The 14,835-nt window shown below is 66.6% G+C and carries 16 protein-coding genes; 13 read left to right on the top strand and 3 right to left on the bottom strand.

Features of this window, described 5'->3' with window-relative positions; translation table 11 throughout:
- Positions 1-443: MFS transporter (locus tag NCR37_RS03855; RefSeq protein ID WP_250471835.1), on the bottom strand; the 443-nt coding region annotated here is incomplete at its 3' end.
- Positions 444-602: 159 nt separating this feature from the next.
- Here NCR37_RS03855 and NCR37_RS03850 point away from each other — a divergent pair.
- The 10 genes from NCR37_RS03850 to NCR37_RS03805 all read left to right on the top strand — a co-directional run bounded on the left by NCR37_RS03850 (position 603) and on the right by NCR37_RS03805 (position 8,678).
- Entirely contained in the window at positions 603-1,163 is a 561-nt protein-coding gene (locus NCR37_RS03850; RefSeq protein ID WP_250471834.1) for a hypothetical protein, read from the top strand.
- A gap of 152 nt (positions 1,164-1,315) precedes the next feature.
- Positions 1,316-2,599 (top strand): glutamate-1-semialdehyde 2,1-aminomutase, encoded by a 1,284-nt coding sequence (gene hemL / locus NCR37_RS03845; protein WP_250471833.1) that lies wholly within the window; start codon positions 1,316-1,318, stop codon positions 2,597-2,599.
- A gap of 27 nt (positions 2,600-2,626) precedes the next feature.
- A complete protein-coding gene (gene ribD, locus NCR37_RS03840) occupies positions 2,627-3,748 on the top strand; it encodes a bifunctional diaminohydroxyphosphoribosylaminopyrimidine deaminase/5-amino-6-(5-phosphoribosylamino)uracil reductase RibD (RefSeq protein ID WP_250471832.1) in 1,122 nt (373 codons plus the stop codon).
- A 27-nt stretch (positions 3,749-3,775) separates the two neighbouring features.
- Entirely contained in the window at positions 3,776-4,408 is a 633-nt protein-coding gene (locus NCR37_RS03835; RefSeq protein ID WP_250471831.1) for a riboflavin synthase, read from the top strand.
- Positions 4,409-4,483: 75 nt separating this feature from the next.
- Positions 4,484-4,729: a type II toxin-antitoxin system CcdA family antitoxin gene (locus tag NCR37_RS03830; RefSeq protein ID WP_250471830.1), complete on the top strand. Its 246-nt coding sequence runs from the start codon at positions 4,484-4,486 to the stop codon at positions 4,727-4,729.
- Positions 4,729-4,965, top strand: coding sequence for a CcdB family protein (locus NCR37_RS03825; RefSeq protein WP_250471829.1), 237 nt, complete (start codon positions 4,729-4,731; stop codon positions 4,963-4,965). Before NCR37_RS03830 ends, NCR37_RS03825 begins: the two co-directional genes overlap by 1 nt.
- 362 nt (positions 4,966-5,327) lie before the next feature.
- Positions 5,328-6,494 (top strand): bifunctional 3,4-dihydroxy-2-butanone-4-phosphate synthase/GTP cyclohydrolase II, encoded by a 1,167-nt coding sequence (ribBA, locus tag NCR37_RS03820; protein ID WP_250471828.1) that lies wholly within the window; start codon positions 5,328-5,330, stop codon positions 6,492-6,494.
- A gap of 36 nt (positions 6,495-6,530) precedes the next feature.
- The gene (gene ribH / locus NCR37_RS03815; protein ID WP_175939795.1) at positions 6,531-7,040 is read left to right on the top strand and encodes a 6,7-dimethyl-8-ribityllumazine synthase; all 510 of its coding nucleotides are present in this window, start codon (positions 6,531-6,533) and stop codon (positions 7,038-7,040) included.
- Positions 7,037-7,471, top strand: a complete 435-nt coding sequence (gene nusB, locus NCR37_RS03810; RefSeq protein ID WP_175939794.1) for a transcription antitermination factor NusB — start codon at positions 7,037-7,039, stop codon at positions 7,469-7,471. The genes ribH and nusB overlap by 4 nt, the downstream gene beginning before the upstream one ends.
- 13 nt (positions 7,472-7,484) lie before the next feature.
- The gene (locus tag NCR37_RS03805; protein ID WP_250471827.1) at positions 7,485-8,678 is read left to right on the top strand and encodes a pyridoxal phosphate-dependent aminotransferase; all 1,194 of its coding nucleotides are present in this window, start codon (positions 7,485-7,487) and stop codon (positions 8,676-8,678) included.
- A gap of 76 nt (positions 8,679-8,754) precedes the next feature.
- Here the strand turns inward: NCR37_RS03805 and NCR37_RS03800 are convergent, their stop codons facing one another.
- Positions 8,755-9,903 carry a lytic transglycosylase domain-containing protein gene (locus NCR37_RS03800; RefSeq protein WP_250471826.1) on the bottom strand — a complete coding sequence of 383 codons (1,149 nt, stop codon included), beginning with the start codon at positions 9,901-9,903 and terminating at the stop codon, positions 8,755-8,757.
- Between the two features lie 589 nt (positions 9,904-10,492).
- On the opposite strand from NCR37_RS03800, the gene NCR37_RS03795 reads away from it, so the two are divergent.
- The 3 genes from NCR37_RS03795 to NCR37_RS03785 are packed head-to-tail and all read left to right on the top strand — an operon-like array spanning position 10,493 to position 13,763.
- A complete protein-coding gene (locus NCR37_RS03795; RefSeq protein WP_250471825.1) occupies positions 10,493-12,103 on the top strand; it encodes a UbiD family decarboxylase in 1,611 nt (536 codons plus the stop codon).
- A complete protein-coding gene (locus tag NCR37_RS03790; RefSeq protein ID WP_250471815.1) occupies positions 12,100-13,095 on the top strand; it encodes an asparaginase in 996 nt (331 codons plus the stop codon). Before NCR37_RS03795 ends, NCR37_RS03790 begins: the two co-directional genes overlap by 4 nt.
- Positions 13,092-13,763: a LysE family translocator gene (locus tag NCR37_RS03785; RefSeq protein ID WP_250471813.1), complete on the top strand. Its 672-nt coding sequence runs from the start codon at positions 13,092-13,094 to the stop codon at positions 13,761-13,763. Before NCR37_RS03790 ends, NCR37_RS03785 begins: the two co-directional genes overlap by 4 nt.
- A gap of 9 nt (positions 13,764-13,772) precedes the next feature.
- Here NCR37_RS03785 and NCR37_RS03780 read toward each other — a convergent pair whose 3' ends face one another.
- Positions 13,773-14,738: a threo-3-hydroxy-L-aspartate ammonia-lyase gene (locus NCR37_RS03780; RefSeq protein WP_250471812.1), complete on the bottom strand. Its 966-nt coding sequence runs from the start codon at positions 14,736-14,738 to the stop codon at positions 13,773-13,775.
- Positions 14,739-14,835 lie beyond the last annotated feature (97 nt).

Below are 14,835 nucleotides of genomic sequence, written 5' to 3'. Positions count from 1 at the left end.
CCGTGGCGGGTGCCGAGGCACCCCAGCGCCGGGGGGGGGGGGGGGGGGGGGGGGGGGGGGGGGGGGGGGGGGGGGGCCCCCCCCCCCCCCCCCCCCGCGCCCGCGCCGAGGGCCTGCAGGAAGCGCACGAACACGAGCGCGTCGATGGAGAACGCCGTCGCGCAGCCGATGCTCGCGAGCGCGTACAGCGCGATGCCTCCCAGAAGAATCGGCCGCCTGCCGTAGGCATCGGACAGCGGGCCGTACAGCAGCATGCCGAACGAGAAGCCGAACATGAAGCTCGTCAGCGTGCTTTGCGCGGCGGCCGGGCTTGTCGCGAACGCGGCGGCGAGCGACGGCAGGCTCGGCAAGTACATGTCGATGGACAGCGGACCGCATGCGGCGAGCGCGCCGAGCAACAGGATCAGCCGGCCATCGGGCCGGCGGCGGGTGGTGTCTGACATCGAGTGTGCAAGGAAGAGGACGGGCGCTGCGTGGCCCGTCGTGGTGGTTGCAGCTATCGGGGCGAAGCGTTCGAAGCGAGCGGCCATTGTACGCGAGGCCCCCATTTGGCCGGGTACGCTAAGCTCACCGCTCCTCCCCTTCCCCTCTTGCCTGACACGATGACCGCCTTTCTGCTGATCTGGAGCCCGAAGAAGTGGCCGTGGCCCGAGTTACCCGAGATCGCGCGCCGCGTGGCGACAGGCGAAGCCGTCGCCGATGTCTGGGGCTGCGGCACGGCGCGCGGCCTCATGCCGGGCGACCGCGTGTTCGTGCATCGCGTGGCGCAGGCGCCGAAGGGGGTGTTCGCCTCGGGCTACGTGACGCGCGCGCCGTACGAGGTGCCCGATCCTCGGTCGAAGCGCGGGTATCGGCTATGCATCGACTTCGTGTACGACTGGCTCGTCGATGCGCACGATGAAGTCGTCGTCACGCGCGACGAGTTGCGCGCGCATCCGTTCTCCGTGCAGACGTGGGATGCGCAAAGCTCCGGCACGCTCATCAAGCCGATGGCCGAGGGCGCGCTCGAAAAGCTCTGGACCGAGCGCACCGGCCGGCGCGGACGTCCGCCTGCGTTGAGCCATCCCACCGTTCCCGCGATGCCGAGCAAAGCGAGCGCGCGCCAAGCCCGTGCAGCCGACGACGCGCCGCCGCGCAAGCCCGCGCGAACGCGCCAGCCGTAACCGGCTTCCCGTCAACGAGTCCGGTACAATTTCAGGCAACACTTGTCGCACCGGACGCGCATCGGCGCCGTGCTTTCATCGCGCCGGGCGGCGTCTTTCGCCGCGTAAGCCGGTCGCGTGTCTTGCATCCACTTTCAGCGCAGGCCTTCTCCATGTCCAAGAACCAAGCCCTCTTCGAACGCGCTCAGCGAACCATTCCCGGCGGCGTGAATTCGCCGGTGCGCGCGTTTCGCTCGGTCGGCGGCACGCCCCGCTTCATCGAGCGCGCGCAAGGCGCGTACTTCTGGGATGCCGAAGGCAAACGCTATATCGACTACATCGGCTCGTGGGGACCGATGATCGTCGGCCACGTGCACCCGGAAGTGCTCGAAGCGGTGCAGCGCGTGCTCGCCGACGGCTTTTCGTTCGGCGCGCCGACCGAAGCGGAGATCGAGATCGCGGAGGAAATCTGCAAGCTCGTGCCGTCGATCGAACAGGTGCGCATGGTGTCCTCCGGCACCGAAGCGACCATGAGCGCGCTGCGTCTTGCGCGCGGCTTCACGAACCGCAGCCGCATCGTGAAGTTCGAGGGTTGCTATCACGGCCACGCGGACAGCCTGCTCGTGAAAGCGGGCTCGGGCCTGCTTACCTTCGGCAATCCGACGTCAGCGGGCGTGCCTGCGGATATCGCGAAGCACACGACGGTGCTCGAATACAACAATGTCGAGCAGCTTAACGAAGCCTTCGCGGCGTTCGGCGCGGAAATCGCGTCGGTGATCGTGGAGCCGGTCGCGGGCAACATGAACCTCGTGCGCGCGACGCCGGAATTTCTCAACGCACTGAGGGAACGCTGCGACGAATACGGCGCGGTGCTGATCTTCGACGAAGTGATGTGCGGGTTTCGCGTGGCGCTCGGCGGCGCGCAGCAGGTGTACGGCATCAAGCCGGACCTCACGTGCCTCGGCAAGGTGATCGGCGGCGGCATGCCGGCGGCGGCGTTCGGCGGACGACGCGACATCATGGCGCATCTCGCGCCGCTCGGCGGCGTCTATCAGGCGGGCACGCTTTCGGGAAATCCGATTGCGGTCGCGGCGGGCCTGAAGACGTTGCAGATCATCCAGCGCGATGGCTTCTACGACGACCTCGCGAAGAAGACGCGCAAGCTCGTCGACGGACTTACCGCCGCCGCCCGCGAGGCGAAAGTGCCGTTCTGCGCCGATTCGATCGGCGGCATGTTCGGCCTGTACTTCATGGATCAGGTGCCGGGCAGCTTCGCGCAGATCGCGAAGGGCGACACGAAACGCTTCAACGCGTTCTTCCACGCGATGCTCGATGCCGGCGTCTACTTCGCGCCGTCCGCGTTCGAAGCGGGCTTCGTCTCCAGCGCCCACGACGACGCCGTGATCGACGCGACGCTCGACGCCGCGCGCGGCGCGTTCGCGTCGCTCGCGGTTTAAGGCCGCGTCGCGCAACGGGCCGCCGCGATGTTCTCGCAAACCGATTTCACCTACATGGAGCGCGCGCTCGCGCTCGCCTCGCGCGGCATGTACACGACGACGCCGAATCCGCGCGTCGGCTGCGTGCTCGTCAAGAACGGCGAAGTGATCGGCATGGGCTTCACGCAGCCGGCCGGCCAGGACCATGCCGAAGTGCGCGCGCTGAAAGACGCCCGCTCGCGCGGCAAGGACCCGCGCGGCGCGACCGCGTACGTGACGCTCGAACCGTGCAGCCACTTCGGGCGCACGCCGCCCTGCGCGCACGCGCTGATCGACGCGCGCGTCGAGAAAGTCATCGCCGCGATGGAAGACCCGAACCCGACTGTTTCCGGCCGTGGACTCGCGATGCTGCGCGACGCGGGCATCGACGTGCGCTGCGGACTGCTCGCGAACGAGGCGCACGAAATGAATATCGGCTTCGTCTCGCGGATGACGCGCCGTCGCCCGTGGGTGCGCATGAAAGTGGCGGCGACGCTCGACGGACGCACGGGCCTGCCATCGGGCGAAAGCCAGTGGATCACCGGCGAAGACGCGCGCGCCGACGGCCACGCGTGGCGCGCCCGCGCCTGCGCGATCCTGACCGGCATCGGCACCGTGCGCGAGGACGATCCGCAACTCACCGTGCGCGCGGTCGACACGCCGCGCCAGCCGCAGCGCGTTCTGGTCGACAGCCGGCTCGACGTGCCGCTGGACGCGCGCATTCTCGACGGCGCGCCGCCTTGGATCTTCCATTCCGCGCATGCCGACGCCCAACGCGCCGAGTTGCTGCGCGACAAAGGCGCGCAATTGATCGAATTGTCGAACGAACTCGGCAAGGTGGATCTTCCCGCTATGCTCACGGCGCTCGCGGATCGCGGCATCAACGAGTTGCATGTCGAGGCGGGCCACAAGCTGAACGGCTCGCTGCTGCGCGAAGGCTGCGTCGATGAACTGCTGGTGTATCTCGCGCCGAGCCTTCTCGGCAGCGCGCCCGGCATGTTCGACTTCGCGCCGCCCGCCACGCTCGATGCGCGGCCGCATCTCAAGTTTCATCGCATCGACCGGCTCGGCGACGATCTGCGCATTCTGGCGCGCTTCGCCGATGCGCACGTCGCCGGTCCCTTGGTCTAAACACGCTTCGATAAAGGAACGCGCTTCATGTTTACAGGAATCGTCGCGGCGGTAGGCCGCATCGAAAAAGTCACGCCGCTCGGCGCAGAGCCGCAAGCCGGCGTGCGTCTGCGGGTGGCGGCGGGCGGCCTCGATCTCGCGGACGTCGAACTGGGCGACAGCATTGCGATTCAGGGCGCGTGCATGACGGTGATCGAGAAGTCGCCGGATGCGTTCGATGTCGACGTCTCGCGCGAAAGCCTGAACAAGACGGTCGGCCTGGGCGATGCGGGCGCGGCGGTCAATCTGGAGAAGGCGCTGCGCGCGCACGACCGGCTGGGCGGGCATCTGGTGTCCGGCCACGTCGACGGGCTCGGCACGGTGTCGCGCTTCGAGCGCGTGGGCGAATCGCATGAATTGCGGATCGTCGCGCCGAAGGACATCGGCAAGTATCTGGCTTACAAGGGCTCGGTGACCGTGAACGGCGTGAGCTTGACGGTGAACGCCGTGGCGGATCGCGCAGACGGCTGCGAGTTTTCCATCAACCTGATTCCGCACACGGTGGAAGTGACGACGCTGAAGGCGCTTCACGCGGGCGCGAAGGTGAATCTGGAGATCGACCTGATCGCGCGGTATGTGGAGAGGATGATGTCGGCGGCGTCGCCCGCGAACGGCGCATAGTGCGAGGGCCGCGCCGCGACGCAATAGCCTCATGTGGATTGGAGTGCGCATGAATCCCACATTAAGAGAGCCATCGTGCAGCACACGACGGCCGACACCGTTCCGCGCCGGGCAACCAACATTAGCCTGCCCCAGGACGTCTACAAGGACGCGAAGGAGCTCGGCATCAACTTCTCGCAGACGTGCGAGCGCGCGATACGACAGGCAGTACAGTTGGAGAAATATCGCCAGTGGGCGATCAAACATGCGGATTGCATTCAGGCGTACAACGACATGATCGAGCGCGATGGCTTGCCGCTCGGACAGTATCGGACCTTTTGATGGCCCGGTTCGACATTTTCGCCGGTCCAAGCGGACACGCCAGCACGCCTTACGTTGTTGAGGTCCAGGGACATCATCTATCGGGGCTGGCAACGCGCGTGGTCATTCCACTGCGCCGATTGGACCGGCTCGCGCCCGTACCGCTTCTGCCTGACCTGATTCCCGTGTTCGTCATCGAGGGAATCGAGTGCATGCTCGATACCCCGACGCTTGCCGCCGTCCGCGCAGCGCACTGACCAAGCCAGTCAGCTCGCTCGTACATCGACAGGACCAAATCTGTCGGCGCTAGACCGATTGTTTGGCGGTTGGTGAGCGTCTCGGCACTCGCATCTGTCTGCGTAGCGCTTGGGAAGGCGCGCCACCACGGTCTTTCCGACGGCATACGCAAACGCCGCTGTAGCGCGCGCGTTGCCGGACATCGCGCATTCGTGCGGGCCGGCGCCTCCCGTGGCCCCACCTCTACCATAGCCGACGCAGCGCTCGATAGCGTTGCAAGCAGCACGACACGCCGCCCCGCCCCCGCGTTTTCCCGACAACTGTCCATCGGCCGTGGCGTAAAATACAGGCCTTTCCCAAACAGACCTGCCGGGACGCCACCATGTCGATCGCTTCCACTCCAGAAATCATCGCCGAGCTTAAGGCCGGCCGCATGGTGATCCTCGTCGACGAAGAAGATCGCGAGAACGAAGGCGATCTGATTGTCGCCGCCGACTTCATCACGCCCGAAGCGATCAACTTCATGGCGCGCTACGGCCGCGGCCTGATCTGCCTCACGCTCACGCAGGAACGCTGCAAGCTGCTCAACCTGCCGCTCATGACCCAGCGCAACGGCACGCAGTACGGCACCGCGTTCACCGTCAGCATCGAAGCCGCCGAGGGCGTGACGACCGGCATTTCCGCCGCCGACCGCTCGCGCACCATCGCCGCGGCGGTCGCGGCCACTGCGCGCGCCGAGGACATCGTCCAGCCCGGCCACGTGTTCCCGATCATGGCGCAGCCGGGCGGCGTGCTCGTGCGCGCGGGCCATACGGAGGCCGGCTGCGACTTGACCGCCCTCGCGGGCCTCACGCCTGCCGCCGTGATCTGCGAAGTGATCCGCGACGACGGCGAGATGGCGCGTCTGCCCGACCTCATCGAGTTCGGCGAGCAGCACGGCATCAAGATCGGCACCATCGCGGACCTGATCCACTATCGCAGCCGCACGGAATCCATCATCGAGAAGGTCAGCGAGCGCACCATGCAGACCGCGCACGGCACGTTCCGCGCGGTGCTGTATCGCGACGAACCGACCGGCTCGCCGCATATCGCGCTGGTGCGCGGCACGCCGTCGCCGGATCGCGAAACGCCGGTGCGCGTGCACGAACCGCTGTCGGTGCTGGATCTGCTCGAAATCGACGCGTCCACGCACTCGTGGACCATCGACGCCGCCATGAAGGAAATCGCCGCGCGCGATCTCGGCGCCATCGTCATGCTCAATTGCGGCGACAGCCGCGAGCATCTGGTCGAAACCTTCCGCGCGCTCGACGAAAGCGACAAAGCGGCCAAGCCCCAGCGCCGCCCGATCGACTTCAAGACCTACGGCATCGGCGCGCAGATTCTGCGCGATCTCGGCGTCGGCAAAATGCAGGTACTCGCCAATCCGCGGCGCCTCGGCAGCATGTCGGGTTACGGGCTCGAAGTGACCGGCTTCATTCCGATGCCCGGCTGCCCCGCGACGGCGGCGAGCGCCACGGACGGCACGGTCGCGCATCTGCGTTCGGCCTGAGCGCATCCAATTTATTCCAAACCAACGGATCTCTACATGGAAATCGGACAATACCAGCCGAACCTCGACGGTGACGGCCTGCGCATCGGCATCGTGCAGTCGCGCTTCAACGAACCGGTGTGCAACGGCCTCGCGGATGCATGCATCGAGGAGCTGGAGCGCCTCGGCGTGATCGGCGAGGACGTGCTGCTCGTGACCGTGCCGGGCGCGCTCGAGATTCCGCTCGCGCTGCAAAAGCTCGCCGAATCCGGCCAGTTCGACGCCCTGATCGCGCTCGGCGCGGTCGTGCGCGGCGAGACGTACCACTTCGAGCTCGTGTCGAACGAGAGCGGCTCGGGCATTTCGCGCATCGCGCTCGATTTCGGGATTCCGGTGGCGAACGCGGTACTCACGACCGAAAACGACGAACAAGCCGTCGCGCGCATGACCGAAAAAGGCCGCGACGCTGCGCGCGTGGCGGTCGAAATGGCGAACCTGTCGGTCGCGCTGGAACAACTCGGCGGCGACGAAGAAGATGACGAAGACGAAGACGAGGACCGCGCATGAAGAGCGCACGACGCCGCTCGCGTGAACTCGCGACGCAAGGGCTTTATCAATGGCTGCTGTCGGGCGCGCCCGGCGGCGAGATCGACGCCCAACTGCGCAACGCGCAGGGCTTCGACAAGGCCGACCACGAACATCTGGACGCGATCCTGCACGGCGTCATCAAGGAAGCCGATGCGCTTTCCGCCGAACTGCAACCGTGTCTCGACCGCCCGATCGACCAGTTGTCGCCGGTCGAGCGCGCGGTGCTGCTCGTGGCCGCGTTCGAGTTCAAGCATCACATCGACATTCCGTATCGCGTGGTCATCAACGAGGCTGTCGAGCTGACGAAAACCTTCGGCGGCTCGGACGGCTACAAGTACGTGAACGGCGTGCTGGACAAGCTCGCTGTCGCCATGCGCCCTGCCGAAGCGCAAGCGCGCGGGCGCGGCTAACGGGATCGACGGCATGAATACCGCCTCCGAGCCGCTCATGCGACTCGCCTCCCGCGTCGACGCCATCGAGCCGTTCTACGTGATGGAGTTGATGAAAGACGCCCAGGCGCTGGAGCGCGCGGGGCGCGACATCATTCACATGGGCATCGGCGAGCCAGACTTCACGGCGCCCGCGCCCGTCACGCGCGCCGCCGCCGACGCGCTGACCCGCGGCGTCACGCAGTACACGAACGCGCTGGGCGTCACGGCGCTGCGCGAGGCGATCGCCGCGCACTACCGCGACGCGTTCGGCCTGACCGTCGACCCGGCGCGCATCGTGGTCACGGCGGGCGCGTCGGCGGCGCTTTTGCTCGCGTGCATGGCGCTCGTCGACAACGGCGACGAAGTGTTGATGCCCGACCCGTGCTATCCGTGCAACCGGCACTTCGTGTCGGCGGCGGACGGCAAGCCGGTGCTGATCGCAAGCGGCCCGGCCGAACGCTTCCAGCTCACCGCCGATCAGGTCGAAGCGCACTGGACGCCCGCGACGCGCGGCGTGCTGCTCGCGTCGCCGTCGAATCCGACGGGAACCTCCATCGAGCCGGACGAATTGCGGCGCATCGTCGGGAAGGTGCGGGAACGCGGCGGCTTCACCATCGTCGACGAGATTTATCAGGGCTTGAGCTACGACGCGAAGCCCGTGTCGGCGCTCTCGTTCGGCGACGACGTGGTGACGGTCAACAGCTTCTCGAAGTACTTCAACATGACCGGCTGGCGGCTCGGCTGGCTCGTGGTGCCGCACGCGATGGTCGGCGCGGTCGAGAAGCTCTCGCAGAATCTGTTCATTTGCGCTTCGGCGCTGGCGCAGCACGCGGCGCTCGCGTGCTTCGAGCCGGAGACGCTCGCGATCTACGAAGCGCGCCGGCTGGAGTTCAAGCGGCGGCGCGACTACATCGTGCCGGCGCTGCGTTCGCTCGGTTTCAGCGTGCCGGTGGTGCCGGACGGCGCGTTTTACGTCTACGCCGATACGACGAGCGTGCCGCATCCGGCGGCCGGCGACAGCGAAAGGCTCACGCGTTCCATGCTGCACGACGCGGGCGTCGTGCTTGTGCCGGGCGCGGATTTCGGCTTTCACGCGCCGGACCGTTATATCCGGCTCTCGTATGCGACGGCTTATTCGAAGCTCGAAGAAGCCGTGGCGCGGCTCGGAGACTTGTTTCGTCGTTGAGCGCCATCTGGCCGACCAACAAAAAGGGCACCCGCATGAGGTGCCCTTTTCTTTTGTCCGACTGTTCGACCGACGATCAGGCGCCCAGTTCGGCCGAAGCGCCATGCTTCGAATCGCCGGAATCGCTCTCGTCCTGCGCGTCGGCCTTCTTCGCGCCGTCGATCGTCACGTGCACGCGCTTGGCCGTATCCGCCGACGCGGACGCCAGCACCTGCTTCGGCGCGGCCTGAACCGGCGCCTGCGGCGCATTGATCGGCACATTGCGGCCACGCGCGACATCGCGCAGACGCGCACGCTCGGCGAGCACTTTCGCGCCATAGCCGCCGTCGTCCTGCGAGGTCGAGCCGACGTAGTAGCGCAGGCCGCCCGCCACCGAGCCGCCCCGCGCGATGCAGTCCTTCAGCACCAACGCGCCGACCTTGATGTTCGCGAGGGGATCGAGCGCCGCGTGGCTGCCGCCGAAGTACTCGAACTTGTCCGAATGGACCTTCGACATGACCTGCATCAGCCCTTTCGCGCCGACGCCGCTTTCGGCATACGGATTGAAGCCCGATTCAATGGCCATCACCGACAGCAGCAGCAACGGATCGAGACCGACTTCGCGGCCGGTGTCGAACGCGGCGCGCACGAGGTCGCTCACCGGCTCCTCCGCCACGCGATACCGCCGCGCGATGAAGTTCGCGACGAGCTTCTGCTCGCGCGTGGAGACGAGCACGCGGTCGTCGCGCGCGTCGGCTACGATGCGCTGCGCCGGAATCGCGCTCGCCAGCAAGCCGACCGAAGGCATGGTGCGCGGATCGAGCCCGTTGGGCGACACCGCGAGACTGATGCCGCCGGTCAGTTGACGGGTGCTCTCGTCGTCGGTGGCTGCGGCGCCGAGCGACGGCACTTGCGCCGCCGGCGCGGCGGTCCGGTCGGGGTTCGCGGCGAGGCTGATCGGCGCGGCGTCTGCCGGCTGGCGATGCACGGCCGAGAACGGCGGAAGCGGCTGGCCGGCCAGAAGCCGCGCAGGGCCCGCCTGGACCGCGGCGGACACGAACGGCATGATCCGTGCGGCGAAGGTGGTGCGCCAGGACGGCAGGAGCCACAGCGCGAGCGCCGTGACGATGGCCGCGCAACCGACCAGGCTGAAGAGATAGTGACTCATACGGCTTCCACGACGCAGCGCGGTGCGCAGACTTTGCGCGACGCGAGTGTCGGGACGCCACGATAACCAAGCGTTCATCGATGCTCCCAATGTTGCATGATTTAGGCTGATGAATACCGATAAACCGGTGTTCGAAAGCGCAAATCAGACACCGCTCGCTCTTGGCAAGGCGTAAGCGGCATCGGGGAAACGGCATGCGCCGTCTGGAAAGCCGAACCGGCAAAAGCGGCCGGAGTGCGCGGCACGAACAGCATGCCCTTGATGCGCAGATGGCTTCCCACGCGAAAAACCGGCGTTCGATAACGCCGGCCGTGACAACCAACAGCCATGAGTCGCCGGGCAGGTGCGGCGCAGGCGACGCATAGCGTCTGAGAAAAGACCTGAGGCTAAGGTAAAAAGTTTCAAAGCCTGCAATGGATGCGAAGGAATTCTAGCAGGGTTTAATGATCCGTCAATGCTAAACCTTTCCGTTTCAATTACTTACAGTAATAATGAACACCGTTTAGGAGCGCCAGCGCACGTCGCCAAGGCGGTTTCCAGCGGAATTTCCTAAATGTCTCCCAGCGCACGGACTGACACGCAGGTAAAATCGACAATCGCCTAGCGCGCAGCCGTCCCACCCATCCCGCTCCCATGTAGCGGGCCTCGAGTCCTCGTCCGACCATCGATGAAATATAAAGATCTGCGCGACTTCACCGCCCGCCTCGAAGCGCTCGGTGAACTGCGCCGCATCCGGCAGCCTGTCTCCCCCGTCCTGGAAATCACCGAACTGTCTGACCGCGTATTGCGCGCAGGCGGCCCGGCGCTGCTTTTCGAAGCGCCGACCGGTCACACCATGCCAGTGCTGGCTAACCTCTTCGGCACGACGCGGCGCGTGGCGCTCGGCATGGGCATCGAAACCGAGGCGCAGACAGGCGCCGATGCGAGCCTCGGCAGCGACACCGCCGCGCTGAGTTCGCTGCGCGACATCGGCCGGCTGCTGTCCGCGCTCAAGGAGCCGGAGCCGCCGCGCGGCCTGAAGGACGCCGGCAAGCTGCTCTCTCTCGCCAAGGCCGTGTGGGACATGGCGCCCAAGTCGGTGAGCGCGCCGCCTTGCCAGGAGATCGTGTGGGAAGGCAACGACGTGGACCTCGCGCGCCTGCCGATCCAAACCTGCTGGCCGGGCGACGCCGGACCGCTGCTCACGTGGGGTCTCACCGTCACGCGCGGTCCGAACAAGACGCGGCAGAACCTCGGCATCTATCGGCAGCAACTCATCGGGCGCAACAAGCTCATCATGCGCTGGCTCGCGCATCGCGGCGGCGCGCTCGACTTCCGCGAGTTCGCGCTCGCCAATCCGGGCAAGCCGTATCCGGTGGCGGTCGTGCTGGGCGCGGACCCGGCCACCATTCTCGGCGCGGTCACGCCGGTTCCCGACACGCTCTCGGAATATCAGTTCGCGGGCCTCCTGCGCGGTTCGCGCACCGAGCTGGCGAAGTGCCTGACGCCGGGCGTCGATACGTTGCAGGTCCCGGCGCGTGCCGAAATCGTGCTCGAAGGCTTCATCTATCCGCAGGAAGGCGCGGCGCCGCCCGCACCGGAAGGCGCGCCGCCGCGTCCGTCGACAGGCGCCGCCGCGCGTTACGAACACGCGCTCGAAGGCCCGTACGGCGATCACACCGGCTACTACAACGAGCAGGAGTGGTTTCCGGTCTTCACCGTCGAGAAAATCACGCTGCGTCGCGACGCCCTCTTCCACTCGACCTACACCGGCAAGCCGCCTGACGAACCCGCGGTGCTCGGCGTGGCGCTCAATGAAGTCTTCGTGCCGCTCTTGCAGAAGCAGTTTCCCGAAATCACGGACTTTTATCTGCCGCCCGAAGGGTGCAGCTACCGCATGGCCATCGTGCAGATGAAGAAGAGCTACGCCGGTCACGCCAAGCGCGTAATGCTCGGCGTCTGGAGCTTTCTGCGGCAGTTCATGTATACGAAGTTCATCGTCGTGGTGGATGAAGACGTCAACGTGCGCGACTGGAAGGAAGTGATCTGGGCGATCACGACGCGCGTCGATCCCACGCGCGACACCGTCATGATCGACAACACGCCGATCGACTATCTCGACTTCGCGTCGCCGGTCGCGGGCCTCGGCTCGAAAATGGGACTCGACGCGACCAACAAGTGGCCGGGCGAGACCAACCGCGAATGGGGCCGCCCGATCACGATGGATGCAGCCGTCAAGCGGCGCGTCGATGCGCTGTGGACCGAAATCGGACTGGACAACGCGGGGAAAAACGCATGATCGCAGCGACCTTGTATCGCGGGAACGCAATCGAGAACACGCACGTGGCGCATGTCGCGGTGGTCGATGCCAACGGCCGTCTGCGCTATTCGTTCGGCGATCCGCGCCGCGTGACGCTGCCGCGCTCGGCCGCGAAGCCGGCGCAAGCGCTTGCCGTCATCGAAACGGGCGCGCTGGAACAGTTCGGCTTCGACGAAGCCGATCTCGCGCTGATGTGCGGCTCGCACAGCAGCGAGCCGCGCCACATCGAACGCGCCCGCGCGATGCTGGCGAAGTCCGGCGCGAGCGAGAGCGATCTGCGATGCGGCGGCCATCCGCCGATATCGGATGCCGTCTACAAAAACTGGATTCGCCGCGATTTCACGCCGACGCCCGTGTGCAGCAACTGTTCCGGCAAGCACGCCGGCATGTTGGCCGGCGCGCGGGCCATGAACGCGGCGCTCGACGGCTATCACCTGCCGGAGCATCCGTTGCAGGCGCGGGTTAAGCAGGCGACGGCGCAGGCGGTCGATCTGCCGTTCGGCGACGTGCTCTGGGCCATCGACGGATGCAATCTGCCGACGCCCGCCTTCCCGCTCGACCGCCTCGCGCGGCTTTACATGAAGATCGCCGGCGCGCCGGACGGCTCGCCGCTCGGGCGCATTTATCGCGCGATGACGTCGCATCCCGAACTCGTCGCGGGCGAAGGACGCTTCTGCACGCGATTGATGCGGGCGTACGGCGGCGCGCTCGTCGGCAAGACCGGCGCGGACGCGAGCTATGCGATCGGCGTGAAGCGTCCGGAAGGCGCGCTCGGCATTGCGGTGAAGGTCGAGGACGGCAACACGAACGTGCTCCACGCGATCGTCGCGCACGTGCTGGAGTTGCTCGACATCGGCACGCGCGAGCGACGCGCCGCGCTCGACGATTTCCGTCACCCGCCGATGGTGAACACGATGGGCGTGCCGACCGGCCATCTCGACGTGACGCTCGCGCTCGCGGAGCACGCATGACGCATTCGTGGTCGTTGATGTCGGACGGCTTCTTTTTGTCGCTGTCGCTGTGTCTGGATATCGGGATCGCCAACGTCGCGATCATTTCGCTCGCGCTGTCGCACGGGTTCAAGCCGGGGCTCGTGCTCGGCCTCGGGACGTGTTTCGGCGACCTGTTCTACGCCGCGCTCGCGCTGGCCGGCATGTCCGCGCTGCTGCAATTCTCCGCCGTGCGCTGGGTCGTGTGGATCGGCGGGGCCATCGTGCTGCTGTTTCTCACGTGGAAGATGGCGCGCGAGGCGCTGAATCCCGCGTCCGCGCCACCCGTCGAGGGCGAGGCGGATACACGCGCGCCGCGCCAAAGCCATCTCAAGAGCTTCGTGCGCGGATGCCTGCTCGCGGTTTCATCGCCGAGCGCGATTCTGTGGTTCGCGGCGGTCGGCGGCGCGCTGATCGCGAAAGCCGGCGCGACGAGCCCGATGAGCGCGTCGGTGTTTCTGCTCGGCTTCTTTTGCGGCGGCCTCGGCTGGACGCTCTTCGTCTGCACGCTCGCCGCCCACGGCCGCAAACGCGCCGGCACGCGCCTTCTGCGCGCGTGCCATGTGATGTCCGCCGTGCTGTTCGCCTATTTCGCGTACAGCGTGATCGTCAACGGCTACCGCGATCTGATCGTTCACACGGCGTCTTGACGGCCCGCTTCACGCGATGAACTGCGCGAAGCGCGCCAAGTCGACGTTGCCGCCGCTCACGATCACGCCCACGCGCTTGCCCTCCACCGGCACGACCTTCTGAAGCACAGCCGCTGCCGCCAGGCAGCCGGTCGGCTCGACGACCATCTTCATGCGCTCGGCGAAGAAGCGCAGGGTATCGACGAGCTGTGCGTCGCTCACCGTGACGATGCGGTCCACATGCTTGCGGATGATCGGAAAGTTGTATTCGCCGACGTGCGTGGACGCCGCGCCGTCCGCGATGGTGCGCGGCACCTCGATATGCACGATCTCGCCGCGCGCGAGGGACTGCTGCGCGTCGTTCCCCGCTTCCGGCTCGACGCCGATGACCTTGCACGAAGGCGAGAGCGCCGCCGCCGCAAGCGCGCAGCCCGCGATCAGCCCGCCGCCGCCGAGACACACGAAGAGATAATCGAGCGGCCCGGTTTCCTCGATCAATTCCTTCGCCGCCGTGCCCTGCCCCGCGATCACATGCGGATGGTCATACGGCGGAATCAGCGTCATGCCGCGCTCTTCGGCCAGCACGCGGCCGATCTCTTCGCGATTCTGCGTGTAGCGGTCATAGGTGATGACTTCGCCGCCGTAGCCGCGCGTCGCCGCGATTTTCGCCGCCGGCGCGTCCTCCGGCATGATGATCGTCGCGCGAATGCCGGCGAGCTGGGCGGAAAGCGCGATCGCCTGCGCGTGATTGCCGGACGAATACGTGATGACGCCGGCCGCGCGCTGAGCGTCGTCGAAATGCGAAAGCGCGTTGAACGCGCCGCGGAACTTGAAAGCGCCCATGCGCTGGAAGTTCTCGCACTTGAAAAAGAGCGACGCGCCGGCGATTGCGTCCGCCGTGCGTGACGTGAGAACCGGCGTGCGATGCGCGACGCCGTCTATTCGGCGGGCGGCATCGGCGACGTCATCGAAAGTCGGGGCAGGAAGTGGAAGCATCGGATATGAAGTCGCGTCGGAAAACGCCATTCTCGCCAGTTCCGAAGCGAATCGGAATAGCCAGCTTCATCGGTGCTCGAAAAAAAAAGCCCCTTGC

This window comes from Caballeronia sp. GAFFF1, assembly GCF_023630705.1.
Taxonomy (GTDB): Bacteria; Pseudomonadota; Gammaproteobacteria; order Burkholderiales; family Burkholderiaceae; genus Caballeronia.
The sequence above is the reverse complement of the archived record's forward strand: the minus strand, read 5'-3'. Positions and strand labels throughout refer to the sequence as shown.